The organism is Corynebacterium provencense, from assembly GCA_900049755.1.
Classification (GTDB): Bacteria; Actinomycetota; Actinomycetes; order Mycobacteriales; family Mycobacteriaceae; genus Corynebacterium; species Corynebacterium neomassiliense.
In genome coordinates, this window is the sequence record LT160592.1 from 851,416 (window position 1) to 874,403 (window position 22,988).

21 protein-coding genes and 1 pseudogene are annotated in these 22,988 nt (G+C 65.2%); 6 read left to right on the plus strand and 16 right to left on the minus strand.

Annotation, left to right across the window (positions count from 1 at the left end; translation table 11 throughout):
* Window positions 1-2: 2 nt before the first annotated feature.
* The 7 genes from rpsS to BN3906_RS14655 all read right to left on the minus strand — a co-directional run bounded on the left by rpsS (window position 3) and on the right by BN3906_RS14655 (window position 3,520).
* Window positions 3-281, minus strand: a complete 279-nt coding sequence (gene rpsS, locus BN3906_RS03875) for a 30S ribosomal protein S19 (protein WP_066584351.1) — start codon at window positions 279-281, stop codon at window positions 3-5.
* A gap of 15 nt (window positions 282-296) precedes the next feature.
* Complete coding sequence (gene rplB, locus BN3906_RS03880; protein WP_066584354.1) at window positions 297-1,139, minus strand: 50S ribosomal protein L2; 843 nt, start codon at window positions 1,137-1,139, stop codon at window positions 297-299.
* A 38-nt stretch (window positions 1,140-1,177) separates the two neighbouring features.
* Complete coding sequence (rplW, locus tag BN3906_RS03885) at window positions 1,178-1,483, minus strand: 50S ribosomal protein L23 (RefSeq protein ID WP_066584360.1); 306 nt, start codon at window positions 1,481-1,483, stop codon at window positions 1,178-1,180.
* Entirely contained in the window at window positions 1,480-2,130 is a 651-nt protein-coding gene (rplD, locus tag BN3906_RS03890; RefSeq protein ID WP_066584363.1) for a 50S ribosomal protein L4, read from the minus strand. The genes rplW and rplD overlap by 4 nt, the downstream gene beginning before the upstream one ends.
* Complete coding sequence (gene rplC / locus BN3906_RS03895) at window positions 2,127-2,783, minus strand: 50S ribosomal protein L3 (RefSeq protein WP_066584369.1); 657 nt, start codon at window positions 2,781-2,783, stop codon at window positions 2,127-2,129. Before rplC ends, rplD begins: the two co-directional genes overlap by 4 nt.
* A 39-nt stretch (window positions 2,784-2,822) precedes the next feature.
* On the minus strand, window positions 2,823-3,128 hold the full coding sequence (gene rpsJ, locus BN3906_RS03900) for a 30S ribosomal protein S10 (RefSeq protein WP_010120790.1): 306 nt from the start codon (window positions 3,126-3,128) through the stop codon (window positions 2,823-2,825).
* Between the two features lie 224 nt (window positions 3,129-3,352).
* On the minus strand, window positions 3,353-3,520 hold the full coding sequence (locus tag BN3906_RS14655; protein WP_154669487.1) for a hypothetical protein: 168 nt from the start codon (window positions 3,518-3,520) through the stop codon (window positions 3,353-3,355).
* A 425-nt stretch (window positions 3,521-3,945) separates the two neighbouring features.
* Between BN3906_RS14655 and BN3906_RS03905 the strand changes: the two genes are divergently transcribed.
* Genes BN3906_RS03905 through BN3906_RS03930 form a run of 6 tightly spaced genes read left to right on the plus strand, consistent with a single transcriptional unit; the run spans window position 3,946 to window position 7,398 of the window.
* Window positions 3,946-4,455 (plus strand): Asp23/Gls24 family envelope stress response protein, encoded by a 510-nt coding sequence (locus BN3906_RS03905; protein WP_066584371.1) that lies wholly within the window; start codon window positions 3,946-3,948, stop codon window positions 4,453-4,455.
* Window positions 4,456-4,464: 9 nt separating this feature from the next.
* On the plus strand, window positions 4,465-4,953 hold the full coding sequence (locus BN3906_RS03910) for a hypothetical protein (RefSeq protein WP_066584374.1): 489 nt from the start codon (window positions 4,465-4,467) through the stop codon (window positions 4,951-4,953).
* Window positions 4,950-5,138 carry a hypothetical protein gene (locus BN3906_RS03915; protein ID WP_066584380.1) on the plus strand — a complete coding sequence of 63 codons (189 nt, stop codon included), beginning with the start codon at window positions 4,950-4,952 and terminating at the stop codon, window positions 5,136-5,138. The genes BN3906_RS03910 and BN3906_RS03915 overlap by 4 nt, the downstream gene beginning before the upstream one ends.
* A gap of 6 nt (window positions 5,139-5,144) precedes the next feature.
* Complete coding sequence (locus BN3906_RS03920; protein ID WP_066584387.1) at window positions 5,145-6,200, plus strand: Asp23/Gls24 family envelope stress response protein; 1,056 nt, start codon at window positions 5,145-5,147, stop codon at window positions 6,198-6,200.
* On the plus strand, window positions 6,197-6,838 hold the full coding sequence (locus tag BN3906_RS03925; RefSeq protein ID WP_261796825.1) for a DUF6286 domain-containing protein: 642 nt from the start codon (window positions 6,197-6,199) through the stop codon (window positions 6,836-6,838). The genes BN3906_RS03920 and BN3906_RS03925 overlap by 4 nt, the downstream gene beginning before the upstream one ends.
* The gene (locus BN3906_RS03930) at window positions 6,835-7,398 is read left to right on the plus strand and encodes a hypothetical protein (protein WP_066584389.1); all 564 of its coding nucleotides are present in this window, start codon (window positions 6,835-6,837) and stop codon (window positions 7,396-7,398) included. Before BN3906_RS03925 ends, BN3906_RS03930 begins: the two co-directional genes overlap by 4 nt.
* Window positions 7,399-7,577: 179 nt before the next feature.
* On the opposite strand, the gene tuf is transcribed toward BN3906_RS03930, so the two are convergent.
* The 9 genes and pseudogenes from tuf to rplJ form a co-directional block, all read right to left on the minus strand.
* Window positions 7,578-8,768, minus strand: coding sequence for an elongation factor Tu (tuf, locus tag BN3906_RS03935; protein WP_066584391.1), 1,191 nt, complete (start codon window positions 8,766-8,768; stop codon window positions 7,578-7,580).
* Window positions 8,769-9,143: 375 nt separating this feature from the next.
* Window positions 9,144-11,270: an elongation factor G gene (fusA, locus tag BN3906_RS03940; protein ID WP_066584394.1), complete on the minus strand. Its 2,127-nt coding sequence runs from the start codon at window positions 11,268-11,270 to the stop codon at window positions 9,144-9,146.
* A 23-nt stretch (window positions 11,271-11,293) separates the two neighbouring features.
* Entirely contained in the window at window positions 11,294-11,764 is a 471-nt protein-coding gene (gene rpsG, locus BN3906_RS03945) for a 30S ribosomal protein S7 (RefSeq protein ID WP_066584397.1), read from the minus strand.
* 3 nt (window positions 11,765-11,767) lie between these two features.
* Entirely contained in the window at window positions 11,768-12,139 is a 372-nt protein-coding gene (rpsL, locus tag BN3906_RS03950; RefSeq protein WP_014010904.1) for a 30S ribosomal protein S12, read from the minus strand.
* 473 nt (window positions 12,140-12,612) lie between these two features.
* Window positions 12,613-16,584 carry a DNA-directed RNA polymerase subunit beta' gene (locus BN3906_RS03955; protein ID WP_066584400.1) on the minus strand — a complete coding sequence of 1,324 codons (3,972 nt, stop codon included), beginning with the start codon at window positions 16,582-16,584 and terminating at the stop codon, window positions 12,613-12,615.
* A gap of 104 nt (window positions 16,585-16,688) precedes the next feature.
* The gene (gene rpoB, locus BN3906_RS03960) at window positions 16,689-20,198 is read right to left on the minus strand and encodes a DNA-directed RNA polymerase subunit beta (RefSeq protein ID WP_066584404.1); all 3,510 of its coding nucleotides are present in this window, start codon (window positions 20,196-20,198) and stop codon (window positions 16,689-16,691) included.
* 288 nt (window positions 20,199-20,486) lie between these two features.
* Window positions 20,487-21,545 carry a cell envelope lipid trafficking protein PgfA gene (gene pgfA / locus BN3906_RS03965; RefSeq protein WP_261796830.1) on the minus strand — a complete coding sequence of 353 codons (1,059 nt, stop codon included), beginning with the start codon at window positions 21,543-21,545 and terminating at the stop codon, window positions 20,487-20,489.
* A gap of 94 nt (window positions 21,546-21,639) precedes the next feature.
* A pseudogene (locus tag BN3906_RS03970) lies at window positions 21,640-22,076 on the minus strand (ribosomal protein bL12).
* Window positions 22,077-22,157: 81 nt separating this feature from the next.
* On the minus strand, window positions 22,158-22,676 hold the full coding sequence (gene rplJ, locus BN3906_RS03975) for a 50S ribosomal protein L10 (RefSeq protein WP_066584421.1): 519 nt from the start codon (window positions 22,674-22,676) through the stop codon (window positions 22,158-22,160).
* Between the last annotated feature and the right edge of the window lie 312 nt (window positions 22,677-22,988).

The window sequence follows — 22,988 nt, forward strand, 5'->3', positions numbered from 1 at the left end:
GACTATCGCCGACCCTTCTTGTCGTCCTTGATGTGACCCTTGAAGGTCTTGGTCGGGGCGAACTCGCCCAACTTGTGACCGACCATCGAGTCGTCGATGAACACCGGGACATGCTTCCGACCGTCGTGGACGGCGAAAGTGTGGCCGATGAAATCGGGGAGAATGGTCGAACGGCGCGACCAGGTCTTGATGACCTTCTTGGTGCCGGCGTCGTTCTGGGCGTCCACCTTCGCGAGGAGGTGTTCGTCCACGAACGGGCCCTTTTTGAGGCTGCGTGGCATTCTCAACTACCTCCTTTAGCGCTTCTTGTTCTTGTTGGCACGGCGACGGCGGACGATCAGCTTGTCGCTCGGACGGTTGGGCTTGCGGGTGCGGCCCTCCGGCTGGCCCCACGGGGAGACGGGGTGGCGGCCACCTGAGGTCTTGCCCTCACCACCACCGTGCGGGTGGTCGACCGGGTTCATCACGACACCGCGGACGGTCGGGCGGACGCCCTTCCAGCGCATACGACCGGCCTTGCCCCAGCGGATGTTGATCTGGTCGGCGTTACCGACCTCACCGACGGTGGCACGGCAACGGATGTCGACGCGACGGATCTCGGAGGACGGCATACGCAGGATCGCGTACGGGCCTTCCTTACCGAGCAGCTGGATGCTGACACCGGCGGACCGGGCGAGCTTGGCGCCGCCGCCCGGCTTGAGCTCCACGTTGTGGATCGTGGTACCGGTCGGGATGTTGCGCAGGGGAAGGTTGTTCCCCGGCTTGATGTCGGCCTGTGCCCCGGTCTCGACGACAGCGCCCTGCTTCAGACCCTTCGGAGCGATGATGTAACGCTTCTCACCGTCGGCGAAGTGCAGCAGCGCGATGTTCGCGGTGCGGTTCGGGTCGTACTCGATGTGCGCGACCTTGGCGGGCACACCGTCCTTGTCGACACGACGGAAGTCGATGACGCGGTAACGGCGCTTGTGACCGCCACCCTTGTGACGGGTGGTGATGTGACCGTGCACGTTACGGCCACCGGTCTTGGACAGCGGGCGCAGCAGAGACTTCTCCGGGGTCGAACGAGTGATCTCGTCGAACTCGGACACGGAACTCTGGCGGCGACCCGGCGTAGTCGGCTTGTACTTGCGAATAGCCATACTTCTGCTCTCTCTTTACCTGTCGGTGACGACTGCCCTCAGGCGGTCGCACCACCGAAGATGTCGATGGGCTCGCTGCCGGCGACCAGGGTGACCATGGCGCGCTTGGTGGCCTTGCGCCGCCCGAAACCGGTGCGGGAACGCTTACGCTTTCCCGGACGGTTCAGAGTGTTGACGCTGGCGACCTTCACACCGAAGATCTCCTCGACGGCAATCTTGATCTGGGTCTTGTTGGAATCGGGCCTCACCAGGAACGTGTACACGTTCTGCTCCATGAGACCGTAGGACTTCTCGGAGACGACGGGGGCGATGATGATGTCCCGGGGATCGGCGACAGTGCTCACTTTGCCTCCTCCTTCCTGCTGGACTGCTCGACGAAGGTGTTGAGAGCCTCGACAGAGAAGATGACGTCGTCCGCGTTGAGGACGTCGTAGGTGTTCAACTGGTCGGCCGCCAGAGCGTGGACACCGGAGAGGTTGTTCACGGACTTCCAGGCGGTGACGTCGTCACGGCCGAGAACCACGAGGACGGACCTGCGGTCAGTGAGCCGCTCGATGAACGTACGTGCCGACTTCGTTGACGGGGTCTGGCCTGCGACCAGCTCCTCGACGAGGTGGATCCGCTCGTTGCGGACACGGTCGGTGAGGGCTCCGCGCAGCGCGGCGGCCTTCATCTTCTTCGGGGTCCGCTGGTCGTAGTCACGCGGCTGCGGACCGTGGACCGTGCCACCACCGGTGAAGTGGGGGGCGCGGGTGGAACCCTGGCGGGCACGACCGGTGCCCTTCTGACGGAACGGCTTCCTGCCGCCACCGGAGACCATGCCACGCGTCTTGGTGGCGTGGGTACCCTGTCGCTTCGCGGCGAGCTGGGCCACGACGACCTGGTGCATCAGCGGCACGGACGGCTCGACGTCGAAGATCGACGCCGGAAGCTCGACGGTGCCGTTGGTGGATCCGTCAGCGGTGTGGACGTTGAGGGTCAGATTGCTCATGCGTGTGCACCGCCCTTCACTGCGGTCTTGACGGTCACGATGCCGCCGTTGATTCCGGGAATCGCACCCTTGATCAGGAGCAGGTTGGACTCGGCGTCCACCCGGGCGATCCTGAGGTTCTGCAGGGTGACTCGCTCGTTGCCCATCCGGCCGGCCATCCGGGTGCCCTTGAAGACACGACCGGGGGTGGCGCAGGCGCCGATGCCGCCGACACGGCGGTGGGCGGCCTGGTTACCGTGGGAGGCACCCTGGCCGGCGAAGCCGTGGCGCTTCATTGCGCCGGCGTAGCCCTTGCCCTTCGAGGTGCCGGTGACGTCCACGTAGGTGACGTCGGAGAAGAGCTCGGCGGTGATGTCCTGGCCGACCTCGTAGGCGGACGCGTCGTCGACGCGGAACTCCACCATGTGACGGCGCGGGGTGACTCCGGCCTTCTTGTAGTGACCGGCCTGCGGCTTCTTGACCTTGCGAGGGTCAATGTCGCCGAAGGCGATCTGGACGGCTTCGTAGCCGTCAGTGTCCTTGGTGCGCACCTGGGTGACGACACAGGGCCCAGCCTCGACGACGGTGACCGGAACGACCCGGTTGTCCTCGTCGAAGATCTGGGTCATGCCGAGCTTCTTGCCCAGGATGCCCTTGATCTCGTTTTCGCTCATTATTCTGCTCCGCTGCTCAGTTCCGACTCAAGCCCAGGGTTACTGGATGTTCACGTCGACGCTGGCCGGAAGATCGATGCGCATCAGGGCGTCAACGGTCTTCGGCGTCGGGTCGAGAATGTCGATGAGCCGCTTGTGGGTGCGCATCTCGAAGTGCTCGCGAGAATCCTTGTACTTGTGCGGCGAACGGATGACGCAGTACACGTTCTTCTCGGTGGGCAGAGGCACAGGGCCGACCACGCGGGCACCCGTGCGGGTGACCGTCTCGACGATCTTCTTGGCAGAAGCGTCGATTGCCTCGTGGTCATAGGCCTTGAGCCTGATGCGGATCTTCTGTCCCGCCACGCTAGTCCTCTTCCTCGTTCCCCGTTCCATGACGGGTCGGTGTCCTTGTCCCGGCCCGATGGCGTGGGAACTTTCAAGTTTCTTGGTTAACGCTGTCCGGCTGATGAAGCTGGCACAGACGCCAGTGTCTTCATGACCGCACTGGTTCCGACGTCTGGCCCGGTCGACGGAGGGGAGGCAAATCACCGCTGCACCGTCGTGCCGGACGACGGTCGTGAACCGAGTCATCCGAGGAAGAGCCCCATGATCTGGCGTACGGGACCTTCGCTTAACTGCCGCTGTTTATTTGCCATGCCCCACTCCGGCTCCCGCAGGACGACCACCGACGAATCGACGACCGTGACCCTGCGTCGGAACCCGTGGACGGTCGTGGGACCGCCTCCGTGGTTCATGCTCACTTCACCATCACCCCCGTCTTGCCCCCGGAAGCGAGTTCCGGGCACGCAGGAGGCATGTCAAAGCAACGTCGATGATTTAACCACGTCGCCTGCGCACAGGACAAATCCTGCACGCGACCGGTTCCGCGCGGTCCACCCGGTGCCGGATCACCTCCGCGACACCGCCTCCGTACAACAGAGATCCGGGACCCGGACCGCAGCACCGATCACAGGACAGATCACGCGAAGGATCACAGGGGCGATCACAGGTCCTGTCAGGAGACCGGCGGACTCCTGCCCGGGCGTTTTCGGGATCTCCACCGGTGAGAACGTCTACCATGGGTCGGGAACACCCGGGCCCGGACAGGAGAACCTGACGGCCCGTTGCCCCATCCGACCAGCAACCGTCCCGCATCACCGAACCTGGAAAGGACTCGCCCATGACCAGCAACGTCCCCGATAGCACCACGAAGACGGACACCGGGGCGGACGCCACCGGCGGCACCTCCCCCGCTGTCCCGGAGAGCACCGGCTCCGACCTCGTGACCGACCACGGTCGCACCTCCGTCGCCGACGTGGTGGTCTCCAAGATTGCCGGCATGGCCGCCCGGGAGGTCACCGGGGTCCATGATCTCGGTGGCTCCACCGCACGTGCACTGGGAGCACTTCGCGAGCGCATTCCCGGTGGTCGGGTCAATGTCCAGCAGGGCATCTCGGTGGAGGTCGGCGAACGCCAGGCGGCCGTCGACATCTCCATCGTCGCCGAATACGGTGTGGCCATCCACGAACTTGCCGAGGCGATCCGCCGCAACATCATCATCTCCGTCGAAGAGATGACCGGACTCGAGGTGACCGAGGTCAACGTCACTGTCCACGACGTGCACCTGCCCGGTGACGACGAGGAGGACGATCCGGAGCCTGTCGCCGAGAAGAACCCGCGCGTCCAGTAGGGACACACCATGACCCACTCCTCCAGGTCCGCCGGGTCTTCCGGATCATCCGGATCATCCGGATCCTTCCGGGACGATCCCGAGTACCTCCGCGCGCGTCGCCGGATCATCCGGGACAACCACCCCGATGTGGGCGGGTCGGACGAGGCACTCATCGCTGCACTCGCTGACCTTGACGAGCGCTGGAGCCGCCGTGTCCGGCACCGTGCGGAGCTCGGGGACATCCGGCTTCCGGGATTCATCCCGGACGATGTCGCCCGTCAGGCCACGGACCTGGCCGAGCAGTACACCGATGAAGTCCTGAGACGTGCCGGGGAAATGCAGGAGCGTGCACGACGTGTGGTGGAGGCCCAGACTCCCCGGCTCCGGAAGCTCAGACGGGAAGCCGGCAGAACCGCCGGCACTGTCGTCCGCTCGGTCCAGGAGCACCTGCCCCGACGGTTCCCGGGGGCGCGAAGGTACACCTCGACCGGAACCAACAGAACGGAGAAGAAATGAAGTATGCGACAGTTCTCGGCGTGCTCTTCGGTTTCCTGCTTGCAGTGGGGGCACTGTGGGCGGGCGTCACCGGATTCCTCGTCGTCGCCGTCCTGTGCACCGTCGGCGGAGTCGTCGGAGCACATCTCGAAGGCATCATCGACCTGCGGGCCGTCTTCAGCTCAGGGCACCGCGGACGCGGGTGACCGGCCGTGTCTGACTCCCCCGTGACCGTCGACGACCGTGTGGTCCGAGCCTATGCGATGCAGGCGGCGCTGAGCGTCCCCGGCGTCATCGACCACGCGTCCGGGATCAACAGGATCACCGGTCGTCATCTTCCCCGGGCCGACGTGCGGTGGAACGCAGCCAGGACAGGTGTCTGGGTGGACATCCAGATCGCCGTCGTCTGGCCGGCACCGGTGGTGGATGTCGCCGCCACCGTGCGCGCGACCGTGTCCACCTGGATCACCGCGGCCGTCGGAGTGGACGCCGCCGTAGTCAACGTCGACGTCGCCGCGGTCGTCCCCGTTCCGGGACAACGCGTCACCGGCGGGGACCTTGACCGGGTGAAACCCGCACCGCACCTCACACCCGTCACCGCCGTCCCACCTGCCGTCTCGACACCGCAGGTCAACAGGGCCGTCGTCAACCCACTGCGACCTGCAGCACCGGTCCGCCCCCGTCCTGTCCGGGTGCGCGCAGGTCGCCCGGTCCGTCCGGAGCATGTCCCGGTACCTCCGCCTCCGCAACTGCGCCCTGTCGGTACGCCCGTACCACCCACGGTTCTGGGAGTGCCGGTACCTCCACCGCACCTGCCGGTGCCCGTCACTGTCCCCTACCATGGCGCGTTGGCACCGGTGACGGTGAGTCCGCGACCACCGGTACAGATCCCGGAGACCCCGGCCACCCCCCGACCGACGCCCGTCATCACCGTGCACCGACCGCCCCGGTCACCGGAGATTCCCCCGCACGGCCCCGTACTGCACGATATCCCCACTCCCCCGGGGCCGCGGATAGAGAACGTTCCCACCCCCGACGGCCTTCCTGTGTCCAACATACCCACACCGGAAGGACTGCCTGTGACTGTCTTTCCCCAGGTGACACGGCGCGGTCTCACGCCGGTCACGGTCAACCATCCCCCACTCACCCCGGTCACCGTCAACCGCAGGAGTAGGACGGGCAGGAGGGCCGCAGTGGAGGCCGGCGATCGCGGAGACACCCCGGGTCCCGGCGCAGCACAGGCGTCCCAGCAAGGAGATCAACCGTGAGCCGCACCGAGATCACTGACACCGGAACCCGACCGTCGTCCACTGACCGGGCGGTCACGGACAACAGGGACACTCCCCCTTCTGCCGACCCGGCTCCCCGTCCCGCGGCGTCCCCCCGTGCCCGGTGGCTGACCATGCTGCTCGGTCTTCTGCTCGTCGCTGCCGGGGCAGCTGCCGTCCACGATCTGCTCGTCGTCCGCGGATCGCTCTCGGACAGCCAGTGGCTCACCCCGGCGTACACGTGGATCGCCGACCTGCACTACGCACCCTGGATCTTTCCTGCGTCCGTTGTCAGCGCCGTACTGGCGCTGCTGCTGCTGGTCGCTGCCTTTCGGCCACGCACCCGGACCCATCTCTCGTTCGCGGGAGATTCGGCACTCCATGCGCGTCCCGTGGACATCGCCCGCCTCAGTACCGCCGCAGCTGAACGGGCGCGGGGCGTACTGAGGGCCTCGACAGTGGCGACCAGGAAGAAGATCACGGTCACCGTCACGAGTGCGGCCCGGGACACCGCTGACAGGGACGCCGTGACCACCGCCGTCACCCGGGAGGTCGGAAACGTCGCCTCTCTACTCGACCCGACGCCCACCGTCACCGTGAAAATCACCTCACCCACCACCGGAGGAGACAAGAGATGAACAGAGGCAGGGCAGCCTTCGACAGACTGGTCATTTTCATCGTCGCGCTTGTTTTCGCGTTCCTCGCGGTATGGGGTATCGGAACGGCAGCGGGGGCGCCGTTCGCCTCACGCATCTCCGACCACGCCGACAGAGACTTCTGGCGGGAGCTGCCGCTCCGGGACAATTACGACGACATCCTGCGTGTCGCCGCCGTCGTCCTCGTCACCGTCGGACTGCTGCTCCTACTCGTCAACGTCGGACGCCGCAGGCTCGGCCGGATCACCTCCCCATTGTCCGACCCCTCAGGGGAACTACGCCTCCACCCCGCCGACCTGGGGTCCGCCGTCGCCCAGACCTTCGAGAACCGGCCGGACGTCACCTCGGCCACCTTCCGCGCCCTGCGGGACCGTGCCACGGACGTCATCGAGATCCGTGTACGGTCCGCGGCGGAAACAGACATCACCGCACTACGGGACGCCTGTCGCCTGGCCGCGGCCGACATCCGCGCTGCTTTCCCGGACCAGGACATACGGCCGCGTTTCCTGCTTCAGGTCGAACAGGTCCGGCACCGGAACTGACCCCCTCAGCGGGGCCTCCCGGTGAGTCCGACCCCTCCCCTGGCTGCGAAGCTACGGCAAAACCCCCGCCCGTCCCTCTGAAAGGGACGGACGGGGGTTCCCACGTCCTGCATGCCGGTGCTACCGGCGATCACCCGCCGGCAGTCCGGAAACTCCGGACTGTGCAGGTGAAGCAGAAACTAGTCGTTGATCTTGGTCACACGACCGGCACCGACGGTACGTCCACCCTCACGGATGGCGAACCGCAGACCCTCGTCCATGGCGACCGGCTGGATGAGCTCGACGGTCATCTCGACATTGTCGCCCGGCATGACCATGTCAGTGCCCTCGGGCAGCTTGACGACACCGGTCACGTCGGTGGTCCGGAAGTAGAACTGCGGACGGTAGTTGTCGAAGAACGGGGTGTGGCGGCCGCCCTCGTCCTTGGACAGGACGTAGACGGAACCCTCGAAGCTCTTGTGGGGGGTGTAGGCGCCCGGCTTGGCGACGACCTGGCCACGCTCGACATCCTCACGCTTCAGACCACGCAGCAGCAGGGCGGCGTTGTCGCCGGCCTCAGCGGTGTCAAGAAGCTTGTTGAACATCTCGATGGAGGTGACGGTGGTCTTCTGGGCCTTCTCGCGGATACCCAGGATCTCGACCTCCTCGTTGATGTTCAGGACGCCACGCTCCACACGACCGGTGACCACGGTACCGCGGCCGGTGATGGTGAAGATGTCCTCGATCGGCATGAGGAACGGCTTGTCGGTCTCGCGCACCGGATCCGGGATGGAGTCGTCGCAGGCCTGCATGAGGTCGAGGATCGACTGGGTCCACTTGGGATCGCCCTCGAGAGCCTTCAGGGCGGAGATGCGGATGATCGGGGCGTCCTCGTCGTAGTCCTGCTCGGCGAGGAGCTCCCGGACCTCCATCTCGACGAGCTCGATGAGCTCCTCGTCGTCAACCATGTCGCACTTGTTCAGGGCGACGAGGATGTAGGGAACGCCGACCTGGCGGGCCAGGAGCACGTGCTCACGGGTCTGCGGCATCGGGCCGTCGGTGGCGGCGACCACGAGGATGGCACCGTCCATCTGAGCCGCACCGGTGATCATGTTCTTGATGTAGTCGGCGTGACCCGGGGCGTCCACGTGGGCGTAGTGGCGCTTCTCGGTCTGGTACTCCACGTGGGAGATGTTGATCGTGATACCGCGCTCACGCTCCTCCGGCGCCTTGTCGATGGCGTCGAAGGCGAAGGCCTTGTTGAGGTCCGGGTAGGTGTCAGCCAGAACCTTGGTGATGGCGGCGGTCGTGGTGGTCTTGCCGTGGTCGACGTGACCGATCGTGCCGATGTTAACGTGGGGCTTCGTACGCTCGAACTTAGCCTTCGCCACTTTTGTCCTCCTGGACTTCTCGGTGGCCACGACTCTCGCGACCACTTGACTGAAACTCCCGCTACAGGGGTGCACCGCCGGTTGCGGTGATCTGTTCCGGGCCTTACTAGTGCCGGTTACAGCATCTGACAGTGTGCTGTCGGACGGGTTACACCCGGACCTTCCGGCCGAACCGAGGTCGGTCCCACCGGACACACTGCGGCTGGGTAACGGCCAGCACCCAGCATCCTAACGCACTTCCCCCGACGGTGAAAAACGGGGTGGACGTGAGGTATACGGAGTGCAGGCCCCTACCCCCCGCGGACCCGACGGCGGCGGAAATCCGCGCCCGACCGGTCCACGGGAGACAAGGTGACAGGACAACGTGACAGTATGTCAGGCGTTGCCGTTGCGCTCGGCGATGATCTCCTGTGCCACGGAGGAGGGGACCTCTCCGTAGGAGTCGAAGATCATCGTGTAGTTCGCGCGACCCTGGGTCTTCGACCGCAGGTCACCGACATACCCGAACATTTCGGACAGCGGAACCTTGCCCTTGACGATCTTGGCGCCCGAACGGTCCTCCATCGCGGAGATCTGACCGCGACGGGAGTTGATGTCGCCGATGACCTCACCCATGAACTCCTCGGGTGTGGTGACCTCGACAGCCATCAACGGCTCGAGCAGGACCGGCTTCGCCTTGGCGACAGCGGCCTTGAGAGCCTGGGAACCGGCGATCTTGAACGCCATCTCGGAGGAGTCGACCTCGTGGTAGGCGCCGTCGATGAGCGTCGCCTCGATGTCGACCAGCGGGAACCCTGCCAGGTAGCCGTACTGCATGGCGTCCTGGATACCGGCATCCACCGACGGGATGTACTCGCGGGGGATACGGCCACCGGTCACAGCGTTGGTGAACTTGTAGTTCGGGTTCTCACCCTCCTCAAGCTCCTCGGGATCCGGGTTGTACGGGGCGATACCGATGATCACCTTCGCGAACTGGCCGGAACCACCGGTCTGCTTCTTGTGGGTGTACTCGACCTTGTCGACAGCCTTACGGATCGTCTCACGGTAGGCCACCTGGGGGGCGCCGACGTTGGCCTCGACCTTGAACTCACGCTTCATCCGGTCGACGAAAACGTCGAGGTGCAGCTCGCCCATGCCACCGATGATGGTCTGGCCGGTCTCCTCGTCGAGTTCGACGGTGAAGGTCGGATCCTCTTCGGTGAGGCGCTGAATGGCCACACCGAGCTTCTCCTGGTCAGACTTCGTCTTCGGCTCGATGGACACCTTGATCACCGGATCCGGGAAGTCCATGGACTCCAGCTGGATCGGGTTCTGGATGTCGCACAGGGTGTCACCCGTGGTGGTCTCCTTCAGACCGATGAAGGCGTAGATGTTGCCTGCATGGGCCTTGTCGACCGGGTTCTCCTTGTTGGCGTGCATCTGGAAGAGCTTCCCGATGCGCTCCTTCTTGCCCGTGACGGCGTTGAGGACCTGCTCACCGGGCTCGACGCAACCGGAGTAGACACGCACGAAGGTGAGCTTGCCGAAGAACGGGTGGGCGGCGATCTTGAAGGCGAGCGCGGAGAACGGCTCGTCATCAGAGGGCTTCCGGGTGAGGATCTCGTCCTCGTGGCCGGGCTTGTGGCCCTCGATCGCCTCGACGTCCAGCGGGGACGGGAGGAAATCGACGACGGCGTCCAGAACCGGCTGGATACCCTTGTTGTGGTACGCGGTACCACAGAACACCGGGTAGATCTCCGACGCGATGGTCATCTTCCGGATGGCGGCCTTGATCTCCTCGAGGGAGAGCTCCTCACCGGCGAAGTACTTCTCCATGAGCCCTTCATCGGACTCGGCGACCGTCTCGAGCAGCTTCTCGCGGTACTCGGCGGCCCGGTCGGCGAGATCGGCGGGGATCTCCTCGATGGTCGGCTCAGCACCGACCTCGACCTTGCCGCGCCAGGTGATGGCCTTCATCTGAAGGAGGTCGACGACGCCGTCGAAATCATCCTCGGCACCGATAGGCAGCTGCATGACCAGCGGCTTCGCACCCAGCCGGTCGATGATGGTCTGCACGGTGAAGTAGAAGTCCGCACCGAGCTTGTCCATCTTGTTGACGAAGCAGATGCGCGGGACGTCGTACTTGTCCGCCTGGCGCCACACCTGTTCCGACTGGGGCTCCACGCCCTCCTTGCCGTCGAAGACGGCGACAGCGCCGTCAAGGACACGCAGGGAGCGCTCAACCTCGACGGTGAAGTCGACGTGACCGGGAGTGTCGATGATGTTGATCTGGTTGCTGTTCCAGAAACAGGTGACGGCGGCGGAGGTGATGGTGATACCACGCTCCTTCTCCTGCTCCATCCAGTCGGTGGTGGAGGCTCCGTCGTGAGTCTCTCCGACCTTGCGGTTGATACCGGTGTAGAAGAGAATGCGCTCGGTGGTCGTGGTCTTACCGGCATCGATGTGGGCCATGATGCCGATGTTGCGGACCTTGCTGAGATCCTTCTGCACTTCCTGTGCCACTGTGGTTCCTTAAGGTCTGTGTGTTACCAGCGGTAGTGGGCGAAGGCGCGGTTGGCCTCGGCCATCTTGTGGGTGTCCTCACGACGCTTGACGGAGGCACCGAGACCGTTGGACGCGTCCAGGATTTCGTTGGCCAGACGCTCAGTCATGGTGTTCTCGCGACGCTGACGGGTGAAGGTCACCAGCCACCGCAGTGCGAGGGTGGTGGCACGACCCGGGCGGACCTCGACCGGGACCTGGTAGGTGGCACCACCGACGCGACGGGAGCGGACCTCGAGGGCCGGCTTCACGTTGTCGAGTGCCTTCTTGAGGGTGAGGACCGGATCAGTGCCGGTCTTCTCCCGGCAGGTCTCCAGAGCGCCGTAGACGATGCGCTCGGCAGTGGACTTCTTGCCGTCCAGCAGAATCTTGTTGACCAGCTGGGACACGATGACGTCGTCGTACACCGGATCCTTGACGATCGGGCGTGCGGGGGCGGGACCCTTACGAGGCATGCTCTACTTCTCCTTCTTCGCGCCGTAGCGGGAACGGGCCTGCTTGCGGTCCTTGACACCCTGGGTGTCGAGGGAACCGCGGACGATCTTGTAGCGGACACCCGGGAGGTCCTTCACACGACCACCGCGGACAAGCACCATGGAGTGCTCCTGGAGGTTGTGGCCCTCACCGGGGATGTAGGCGGAGACCTCGATACCCGAGGTCAGCCGGACACGCGCGACCTTACGGAGCGCGGAGTTCGGCTTCTTGGGGGTCGTGGTGTACACGCGGGTGCACACACCCCGGCGCTGCGGGGAACCCTTCAGGGCGGCGGTGGCCACCTTCGCCGTCTTGTCGTGGCGGCCCTTACGGACCAGCTGCTGGATTGTAGGCATGAACCGACTTTCTTGTTCTGTTCAGTACTTCGGTCGACGGTGCCGTCGACACTGCCGGCCAACGAGACCTCTCCCCGGAACCTCGGCGCACTTTATTTTAAACGTGCCGAAACCCCTCAGCCGCTCTCGCTGGCCTACGGGGTGAGTTTCATCCTGCTGAATTTTCTCGGCGATCCAGGGATCGCACCGCCTCCCGGCGGCCGGATGGTCCTGATATACGGGGACTGAGTGCCGACACTACCGCATCACACGTACGCAGCCAAATCAGGACTGAACCGTCCCGGCTGCCGGCGTCCCTCTGCCCGAGGAGACGCACTGCTGGCAATGTGACTGTACCGACTGTGCCGACTGTGCAGGGAAACGAAAAGGAGGTGCCCGCACGGTGAGAAGTTCCTCACCGCACGGACACCCCCTCACGGATGACCGGACGACACCGGGAGCGGCCTCAGAGCCCTCACCCCGGTGACACGGGATCAGTTCATGTCGATGTCGTCCAGCGGCACCGCGGCACCGGTGAAGTCACCGAAACCGTCGTCGCCGTAGAAGCCGGAGCCGTAGCTGTCAGGCATCTGGAACGCCGCGGCACGGGCCTCGGCGGTCGGTTCCACGGAGATGTTCCGGTACTTCGCGATACCCGTACCGGCCGGGATCAGCTTACCGATGATCACGTTCTCCTTGAGACCGATGAGCTTGTCGGACCGCTTGTTGATTGCGGCGTCCGTCAGAACCCTCGTCGTCTCCTGGAAGGAGGCGGCCGACAGCCACGAGTCGGTTGCCAGTGAAGCCTTCGTGATACCCATGATCTCCGCGCGCACCTCGACCGGACGCCCGCCCGCCTGCACGGCAGCCTTGGACGCGGCGACCGCGTCGGCGTGATCGACGAGAGAACCGGGCAGGTACTCCGTCGAACCGGAGTCGATGACCGTCACGCGACGGAGCATCTGACGGACGATGATCTCGATGTGCTTGTCGTGGATGGCCACACCCTGGTCGCGGTAGACCTTCTGCACCTCGTTGATGAGGTGCTGCTGCACACCGCGACGACCGAGGACCCGGAGGACCTCATGCGGGTCGGCGGAACCCTTGAGCAGCTGCTGACCGACCGAGACGTGGTCACCCTGCCTGATCTGGCGCTCGAAGTCACCGACCTTGATGACGGCGAGACCCTGACGCTTCGACAGCTTCTCGTACACGACCTCGTCGGAACCGTCGTCGGGGACGATGGTGAGGGTGTAGAAGTTGTCGTCGTCCTCGATACGCACGGTACCGTCCACGGACGCGATCGGCGCCTTTGCCTTCGGCACACGGGCCTCGAACAGTTCCTGCACACGGGGCAGACCACCGGTGATGTCACCGCCGACACCGCCCTGGTGGAAGGTACGCATGGTCAGCTGGGTGCCGGGCTCACCGATGGACTGGGCGGCCACGATACCGACGGCCTCTCCGATGTCGACCTTCTTGCCGGACGCCATGGAACGGCCGTAGCAGGTCGCACAGACACCGGTCGAGGTCTCACAGGTCATGACGGACCGCAGCTTGACTTCACGCACACCGGCCGCGACAAGCCGGTCGATCTCCGGGTCGCCGAGGTCGACACCTGCAGGAATGATGACCTCGCCGGCGTCGTTGACGGCGTCCGCAGCCAGGAACCTGCCCTGTACCGCGGTCTCGACGAACTCCGCCCTGCGGAAGGAGCCAGTCTCTTCACCCTCGGCGTCCAGCACCGGGGCTGCCAGAGGCATGGTGACCCCGCGTCTGGTGCCGCAGTCGTCCTCGCGGACGATCACGTCCTGGGCGACGTCGACGAGACGCCTGGTCAGGTAACCGGAGTCTGCGGTACGCAGGGCGGTGTCGGCCAGGCCCTTACGGGAACCGTGGGAGTTGTTGAAGTACTCGAGCACCGACAGGCCCTCACGGAAGGAGGTCTTGATCGGGCGGGTGATGTAGTCACCCCGCGAGTTCGTGACCATGCCCTTCATACCGGCCAGCGTCCAGATCTGACGCATGTTGCCGGCCGCGCCGGACTTCACGATCATCGGGATCGGGTTGTCGTCCGGGTAGAGCTTCTCCACAGACTCACCGACGAAGTCCGTGGCTTCCTTCCACAGGTCCACGAGGGAGTTGTAGCGCTCGGCGGAGTTGATCTTGCCTCGCGCCATCTTCTTCTCGATGACCCTCGCCCGGGCCTCGTACTTGTCGAGGATCTCCTTCTTGTTCGGCAGGACCAGCACGTCGTGCATGGTGATGGTCACACCGGACCGCGTGGCCCAGTAGAAGCCGGCGTCCTTCAGCTTGTCCACCGTCTGGGCGACAGTGATCATCGGATAGCGGGCAGCCAGGTCGTTGATGATCGCGGCCTGCGGCTTCTTCGCCATCACACCGTCGACGAACGGGTAGTTCCACGGCAGCAGCTCATTGAACAGCACACGTCCCAGAGTGGTGTGCGCGGTCCACGTGTCGCCCTTCTTCCAGCCGTCGGGGAACTGCTCCGCCTCAATCTCCGGGGTCGGACGCAGGTGGCTGATCCGCACCTGGATAGGTGCCTGGAGTCCGAGGACGCCGCGGTCGCGGGCCATGATCGCCTCGGCGAGGGAAGTGTAGACACCCCTGGCCGGACCGTTCTCGTCCGCCGGGGTGTACCTGCCCTGCCCCCCGAGCTCGTCGGGCTTCTTCTCCAGGGTCAGGAAGTACAGACCGGTGACCATGTCCAGACGGGGCATGGCCAGCGGCTTTCCGGACGCCGGGGAGAGGATGTTGTTCGAGGCGAGCATGAGGATGCGCGCCTCGGCCTGCGCTTCGTCGGACAGCGGCAGGTGCACGGCCATCTGGTCACCGTCGAAGTCGGCGTTGAAGGCTTCACAGGCCAGCGGGTGCAGCTGGATCGCCTTGCCCTCGACGAGGATCGGCTCGAACGCCTGGATACCCAGGCGGTGCAGGGTCGGTGCACGGTTGAGCATCACCGGGTGCTCGGAGATGGCGTCCTCGAGGACGTCCCACACCTCCGGACGCTGACGCTCCACCATGCGCTTGGCGGACTTGATGTTCTGCGCGTACTGCTTCTCGACCAGCCGCTTCATCACGAAGGGCTTGAACAGTTCCAGCGCCATCTGCTTCGGCAGACCGCACTGGTGCAGCTTCAGCTGCGGACCCACGATGATCACGGAACGACCGGAGTAGTCGACACGCTTGCCGAGCAGGTTCTGACGGAACCGGCCCTGCTTACCCTTCAGCAGGTCAGACAGCGACTTCAGCGGCCGGTTACCCGGCCCGGTGACCGGGCGGCCACGACGGCCGTTGTCGAACAGGGCGTCAACGGACTCCTGCAGCATGCGCTTCTCGTTGTTCACGATGATCTCGGGGGCACCGAGATCCAGCATGCGCTTGAGGCGGTTGTTGCGGTTGATGACGCGACGGTAGAGGTCGTTGAGGTCCGAGGTCGCGAAACGGCCGCCGTCCAGCTGGACCATCGGACGCAGCTCCGGCGGAATCACCGGGACAGCGTCGAGGACCATGCCGGCAGGATCGTTGCCCGAACGCAGGAACGCGGCGACGACCTTCAGCCGCTTCAGGGCACGGAGCTTCTTCTGTCCCTTGCCGGAGCGGATCGTCTCACGGAGCTTCTCCGCTTCGGCCTCGAGGTCGAAGGACCGGATCAGGGTCTGGATGGCTTCCGCGCCCATACCGCCGGTGAAGTAGTCCTCGTAACGGTCGACAAGTTCGTTGTAGATGCCCTCGTCGACGATCATCTGCTTCGGTGCGAGCTTGACGAAGGTGTTCCAGATCTCGTCGAGGCGGGCGACCTCACGCTCCGCACGCTCACGGATGTGACGCATTTCCCGCTCAGCGGCGGTCTGCACCTTACGCTTGGCGTCGGCCTTGGCGCCGGCGGCCTCGAGCTCTGCCAGGTCGGCCTCGAGCTTCTCGGAACGCTCGGCCAGTTCGGCGTCGCGGTCGTTCTCGACCTCCTTCTTCTCGAGGAGCATCTCAGCCTCGAGGGTGGACTGGTCGTTGTGACGACCTTCCTCGTCCACCGAGGTGATGATGTTCGCCGCGAAGTAGATGATCTTCTCGAGATCCTTCGGAGCCAGGTCCAGAAGGTAGCCGAGGCGCGAAGGCACGCCCTTGAAGTACCAGATGTGGGTGACCGGCGCGGCCAGCTCGATGTGGCCCATACGCTCACGACGGACCTTGGACTTCGTCACCTCGACGCCGCAGCGCTCACAGATGATGCCCTTGTAGCGGACACGCTTGTACTTGCCGCAGGCACACTCCCAGTCCCTGGTCGGGCCGAAGATGCGCTCGCAGAACAGGCCGTCCTTCTCGGGCTTCAGGGTGCGGTAGTTGATCGTCTCGGGCTTCTTGACCTCGCCGTGGGACCAACGACGGATGTCGTCGGCGGTGGCGAGACCGATGCGGAGCTCGTCAAAGAAGTTGACGTCCAGCACGTGGACTCCCTTTCCCCTCCGGTGTACGGAGGGCGGTAGTGCGGTGAAAAGTGGGAAGGTGTCTGGGGGTCCCGTCGGCGGGGCGGCGGGACCGGGGCTGGGAGCTAGATCGCGTCGCTCTCGGCGTCAGGACGCTCGTCCCGGGACAGGTTGATCCCGAGAGCAGCATTCGCGTGGTCGAGTTCGTCGTCGTCGGTCGAGCTCAGCTCCATCGGAGTTCCGTCAGCCGCGAGAACCTCGACGTTGAGGCACAGGGACTGCAGCTCCTTGAGGAGGACCTTGAAAGACTCCGGGATACCCGGATCCGGGATATTCTCGCCCTTCACGATCGCCTCGTACACCTTCACGCGGCCGACGACGTCATCGGACTTGATGGTGAGAAGCTCCTGGAGGGTGTAGGCCGCACCGTACGCCTGCATGGCCCACACCTCCATCTCACCGAACCTCTGGCCACCGAACTGTGCCTTACCACCGAGCGGCTGCTGGGTGATCATGGAGTACGGACCGGTCGAACGGGCGTGGATCTTCTCGTCGACGAGGTGGTGCAGCTTCAGCATGTACATGTAACCGACCGAGATCGGGTACGGGTACGGCTCGCCGGAACGGCCGTCGATGAGCACGGCCTTGCCGAACTCGTCGGTCAGTGCCATGCCGTCGGAGTTGGGACGGACCGAACGCAGCAGACCGGACAGCTCCTCGTTCTCGGCACCGTCGAACACGGGTGTCGCCACGAGGGACTCCGGCGGAACATCGTAAAGCTCCTCCGGAAGGGTCTCCAGCATCGCACGGACCTTCGGGTCCTCGGACTGGGTGTCGACCTTCCAGCCGTTCTTCGCCAGCCAACCGAGGTGGGTCTCCAGGACCTGACCGATGTTCATACGACGCGGCACACCGTGGGTGTTGAGAATGATGTCGATCGGGGTACCGTCCGGCAGGAAGGGCATGTCCTCTGCCGGCAGGATCTTGCCGACGACGCCTTTGTTGCCGTGGCGTCCCGCCATCTTGTCGCCGTCCTGGATCTTGCGCTTCTGGGCGACGTAGACGCGGACCATCTGGTTGACGCCGGGGGCGAGATCGTCGTCGTCCTCGCGGGAGAACACGCGGACGCCGATGACCTTGCCGGTCTCACCGTGGGGAACCTTCATGGAGGTGTCACGGACCTCGCGGGCCTTCTCACCGAAGATAGCGCGCAGCAGCCGCTCCTCCGGGGTCAGCTCGGTCTCACCCTTCGGGGTGACCTTGCCGACCAGGATGTCGCCGTCGCGGACGTCGGCGCCGATGCGGACGATACCCCGGTCGTCGAGGTCCGCGAGCACGTCGTCACCGACATTGGGGATGTCACGGGTGATCTCCTCGGGACCGAGCTTGGTGTCCCGGGCATCGATCTCATGCTCCTCGATGTGGATGGAGGTGAGGAGGTCCTCCTCCACCATCCGCTGGTTGAGGATGATGGCGTCCTCGTAGTTGTGACCCTCCCACGGCATGAAGGCGACGAGGAGGTTGCGTCCGAGGGACATCTCCCCGTTGTGGGTGCCGGGACCGTCGGCGATGGCCTGACCTGCCTCGACTCGCTGACCCTGGTCGACCAGGGGCTTCTGGTTGTAGCAGGTGCCCTGGTTGGTGCGCTCGAACTTGCGCAGCATGTAGGTGTCACGCACGCCGTCATCGTCCATCACGGTGATGTAGTCGGCGGAGACGTACTCGACGACACCGGCCTTCGGGGTGATGACGACATCACCGGCGTCGTAGGCGGAGCGGAGCTCCATACCGGTTCCGACGTACGGGGCCTCGGAGCGGAGCAGCGGCACGGCCTGCTTCTGCATGTTCGCACCCATGAGGGCACGGTTGGCGTCGTCGTGCTCCAGGAAGGGAATCATGGCGGTACCCACGGAGACCATCTGCCGCGGGGAGACGTCCATGTAGTCCACCTCGCCGGCGGGAACGACCTCGACGTCACCGCCGCGCAGACGGACCTCGATCTCGTCGTCGACGAAACGGCCCTCGGAGTCCACCGCGGTCTTCGCCTGCGCGATGATGTGACGGTCCTCCTCGTCAGCGGTGAGGTAGTCCACCTGGTCGGTGATCACACCGTCGACGACCCTGCGGTACGGGGTCTCGATGAATCCGAAGGGGTTGACCCGCGCGTAGGTGGCGAGGTTGCCGATCAGGCCGATGTTCGGCCCCTCAGGGGTCTCGATCGGGCACATACGGCCGTAGTGGGACGCGTGGACGTCACGGACCTCGAGGCCCGCGCGTTCACGGGACAGGCCGCCGGGACCCAGCGCCGACAGACGCCGCTTGTGCGTCAGGCCGGACAGTGAGTTGTTCTGGTCCATGAACTGCGACAGCTGCGAGGTGCCGAAGAACTCACGGATCGCGGCGGAGACCGGGCGGACGTTGATCAGGGAAGTCGGGGTGATCGACTCGGCGTCCTGGGTCGTCATCCGCTCGCGGACGACGCGCTCCATGCGGGACAGTCCCACCCGGATCTGGTTCTGGATCAGCTCGCCGACGGTACGCAGACGCCGGTTGCCGAAGTGGTCGATGTCGTCGACGCCGAGCGGGATCTCCACCCCGTCGGGCGAGGTCATGGACTTCTCGCCGGCGTGCAGGCGCACCAGGTACTCGATGGTGGTGAGGATGTCCTGCTCGGTGAGGGTCATGGCACCGGTGTCGCCGTCGAAGCCGAGCTTCCGGTTCACCTTGTACCGGCCCACCTTGGCCAGGTCGTAGCGCTTGGCCTTGAAGAAGCTGTTCTCGAGCAGGGCCTGGGCGGAGTCACGTGTGGGTGACTCACCCGGGCGCTGCTTACGGTAGATCTCCAGCAGGGCTTCGTCGGTGTTGGCGACGCCGTCCTTCTCGAGGGTGGACATCATGATCTCGGAGAAACCGAAACGCTCGGTGATCTCTTCGGTGGTCAGGCCCAGTGCCTTGAGCAGGACGGTGACGGGCTGACGACGCTTGCGGTCGATACGGACACCGACGGTGTCACGCTTGTCGACGTCGAACTCGAGCCATGCACCACGGGACGGGATGACCTTCACCGCGTGCAGGGGACGCTCCGTGGACGGGTCGATGGACTCGTCGAAGTAGACGCCCGGGGAACGGACGAGCTGCGAGACGACGACACGTTCCGTGCCGTTGATGATGAACGTGCCCTTGTCGGTCATCATCGGGAAATCACCGATGAAGACGGTCTGGCTCTTGATCTCACCGGACAGCGCATTGGTGAACTCCGCGGTCACGTACAGCGGCGCGGAGTAGTTGATGTCCTTGTCCTTGCACTCGTCGATCGTGTTCTTCACGTCGTCGAAGCGGGGCTCGGACAGGGTCAGGGACATGTTCTCGGAGTAGTCCTCGATCGGGGACAGTTCGTCGAGGATGTCCTCGAGACCGCTCGTGACGCGGGTCCCCTCCTCTGCCTCTGCCTGCCGGCGGGCACGCCACTCGGGCGTGCCGACGAGCCAGGCGAAGGACTCTCTCTGAACGTCGAGAAGACCGGGTACCTCGATCGGGGCATCGATCTTCGCGAAGGAGTAACGATGTGAAGCCCCGGGGATTCCGGCCGTGGAACTGGTCTGGCGGGAGACTGCCAAGATGGGTCCTTCCAGCACCTCACGTGTCCGCCGGGACTGACGTCGCGACGGGGCACGGTTGCTTGAGCGTACGGTCTGTGATGGTCTGTGAGGGACTGACGTCCCGTCGGGTCTGCGGGCAGCGGGAGTCAACCCGCAGGCAGAGACAACTGATGGACCTTGTCAAGTGGTGTTTTCACAAGCATCACCCGCCAAGGTCGTCGGTGTTCTCCGCAGAACCGCCGGAAGTCAGTCCAGCGCAAACGTCAACCCTATATCACATGCGCGCGAAAGTCCACCCGCCCCGGTCTGCCCGGTCCCCTCCGGTCAGTCCCCGCTCCCCCGTCCCCGCGGGCCCCCTGCCCGTTCGTCTCTCCGCTGCGGTCGGAGAGCCGCAATTCCTGCAGCGACAGTCACGATAGCACCGATCGCCGCCAGCGCAATACCCCACGCCCCGACGTGTCGCTCCCCGCCCACCGACACCGCCTGTTCCAGCAGCGCCGTCCTCTCGTCCCCGGGCGTCTCACCGTGCATGTCCAGAAGCAGCCCGGTCTCGGTGCCGTCCGCGGCCGCGTAGTAGTCGTGGAGATCCTCCCGCACCGAGACGATGAGACCGCTCGACGGCTCCACGGTGATCTCGCGGGTACCGCTGCGATGGAGGGTGGAGACAGTCGAGGTCGCCGGAGCGGTCTCCCTGCCCTCGGCGTCCCTGCGCGCAGGTGTGACGACAGTGCTGGTCAAGCGCGCATACCCGGGGTGGGCGGTCAGTACCGGTTCCGCCGTCATCTCCTGGCGGTACACGTAGACCCGGTGGCCGTCGACCTCGTCCTCCCTGCTGAAGGACGCCGGGACCGCCCGCCTCAGCAGCGGATCGAAGTAGCGGTAGTCGCGCTTCTCAGGGTCGGCGGGAAACTTCAGCCACTGCCCCTCCACGGTCGCGTCCTGCGCCGGAGACCCCAGTGTCTCCGCGACCTTGGTGTCCCCCTCCCCCACGGCCTCCCCGGTCCGGCGGTCCACACGCATGGTCCAGACCTCGGCGTCCAGCAGCCCGGCCTGGTCCCCGAACGACTTCGCCATGTCGTCACGCAGGGTCGAGACACCCACGGTCGCCGCCGCTTCGTCACCGTCGACCGGCTCGCCGAAGGTCACCGCGAAGTTCCGGGACACTTCCCCGGTGACAGTCTCCGGGTCCCGGTCACCGGCACCCGCCAGATAGGCCCTGCCGATGGTGGCCGCCGGGTCCGTCACCGACAGGGACGTCTCGGCGAGATCCAGCGGCACCGGACCCCTGGCGTCCACGAACCGCGGAAGGAGCAGTCCCACCGCCAGGAGGACACAGCCCAGGCCGAGAACGAGCACTGCGGTGATACGGGACTTCGGGAGCATGCGGACCATCGTATATGCGACAACCCCCGCCTCCGCACTCGTGGTGCGGTGGACGGGGGTCGGAGGGGTACGGCGGAGCCGTTCCCGTGCAGAGCTACTTCAGGGTGACCTTGGCGCCGGCCTCTTCGAGCTTGGTCTTGGCGGCCTCGGCGTCATCCTTGTTGGCGCCCTCGAGGATGGCCTTGGGAGCGGACTCGACGAGCTCCTTGGCCTCCTTCAGACCCAGGCCGGAGACGATCTCGCGGACGACCTTGATGACGCCGATCTTCTTGGCGCCGGCGGCATCATCACCGACTACCCGACCCGGTTGAAGAACATCCTCGACACACGCGGGATCTCCTACCGGTGACACACCGCCTGACGGTGGTGGATGAGGTGGGCGGCAGCGGGGCCGGCGGCGACAGCGACGGCGGCCGGAGCGGCGGCGGTGACGTCGAAGGTGTCCTCGAAGAGCTTGACGAACTCAGAGAGCTCGATGAGGGTCATTTCCTTGAAAGCCTCGAGGAGCTCGTCGTTGGTGAACTTAGCCATGATGGCTTCCTTTCGTTCATGTGACCCGCCGGTCGGCGGGACAGTGGGGTGTGGAACAGGTCTTCTGCCGAAGGACGCCGCTTACGCGGCCTCCTTCTTCTCCTGGAGCGCGGCAGCGAGCCGTGCGACCTGGGAAGCCGGGGCGTTGAACAGCTGCGCGGCCTTGGTGAGGGAGCCCTGCAGGGCGCCCGCCAGCTTGGCCAGGGTGGTCTCGCGGTTGTCCAGCTCGGCGATTGCCTCAACCTGGGCGGCGGACAGCGTGTTGCCGTCCATGTTGCCGCCCTTGATCACGAAGCTCTTGTGCTCGCCACCGAAGGCCTTCATGGCCTTGGCGGCGTCGACAGCCTCGCCACGGACGAACGCGATAGCGGTCGGTCCGGTCAGCTGAGCATCGTCGAGCTCCACGCCGGCCTGCTTCGCGGCCAGCCTGATCATGGTGTTCTTGGCGACGGAGTAGGTCACGTCGGCACCCAGCGCCTTGCGCAGCTCGGTGGTCTCGGCGACCGTCAGTCCGCGGTACTCGGTGAGGATCGCGGCGGACGCGTCCTCGAAACGTGCGGTGAGCTCCGCCACGGACTCGGTGTTCTTCGCGTTTGCCATACTCTCGCCTCCTTCCTGATGTCTGTCAGTGTCGTGACCGCCGGGCCACCGGAACGACGACGCGCCCCGTGCCGCAGAGGCACGGGGCGCGTCGGAGGTCGTCTTCCCCGGGCGTGACCCGGCTGACCGACCTGACGTTCCTCGTGTTTCTCCTGCGCGGGCCGCCATCACTGTCGATGGTCCTTCGCCACTGTCCCCTGGGGGACGGCGGTGACCGACGGTCTTCGGTGAAACTTGAACGTCCGCGGGTGTACCCCGCGGTCAAACTTCGTGCTGAACTCTAGACCCTCCGGGCCGGAAGTCAAAATTGCG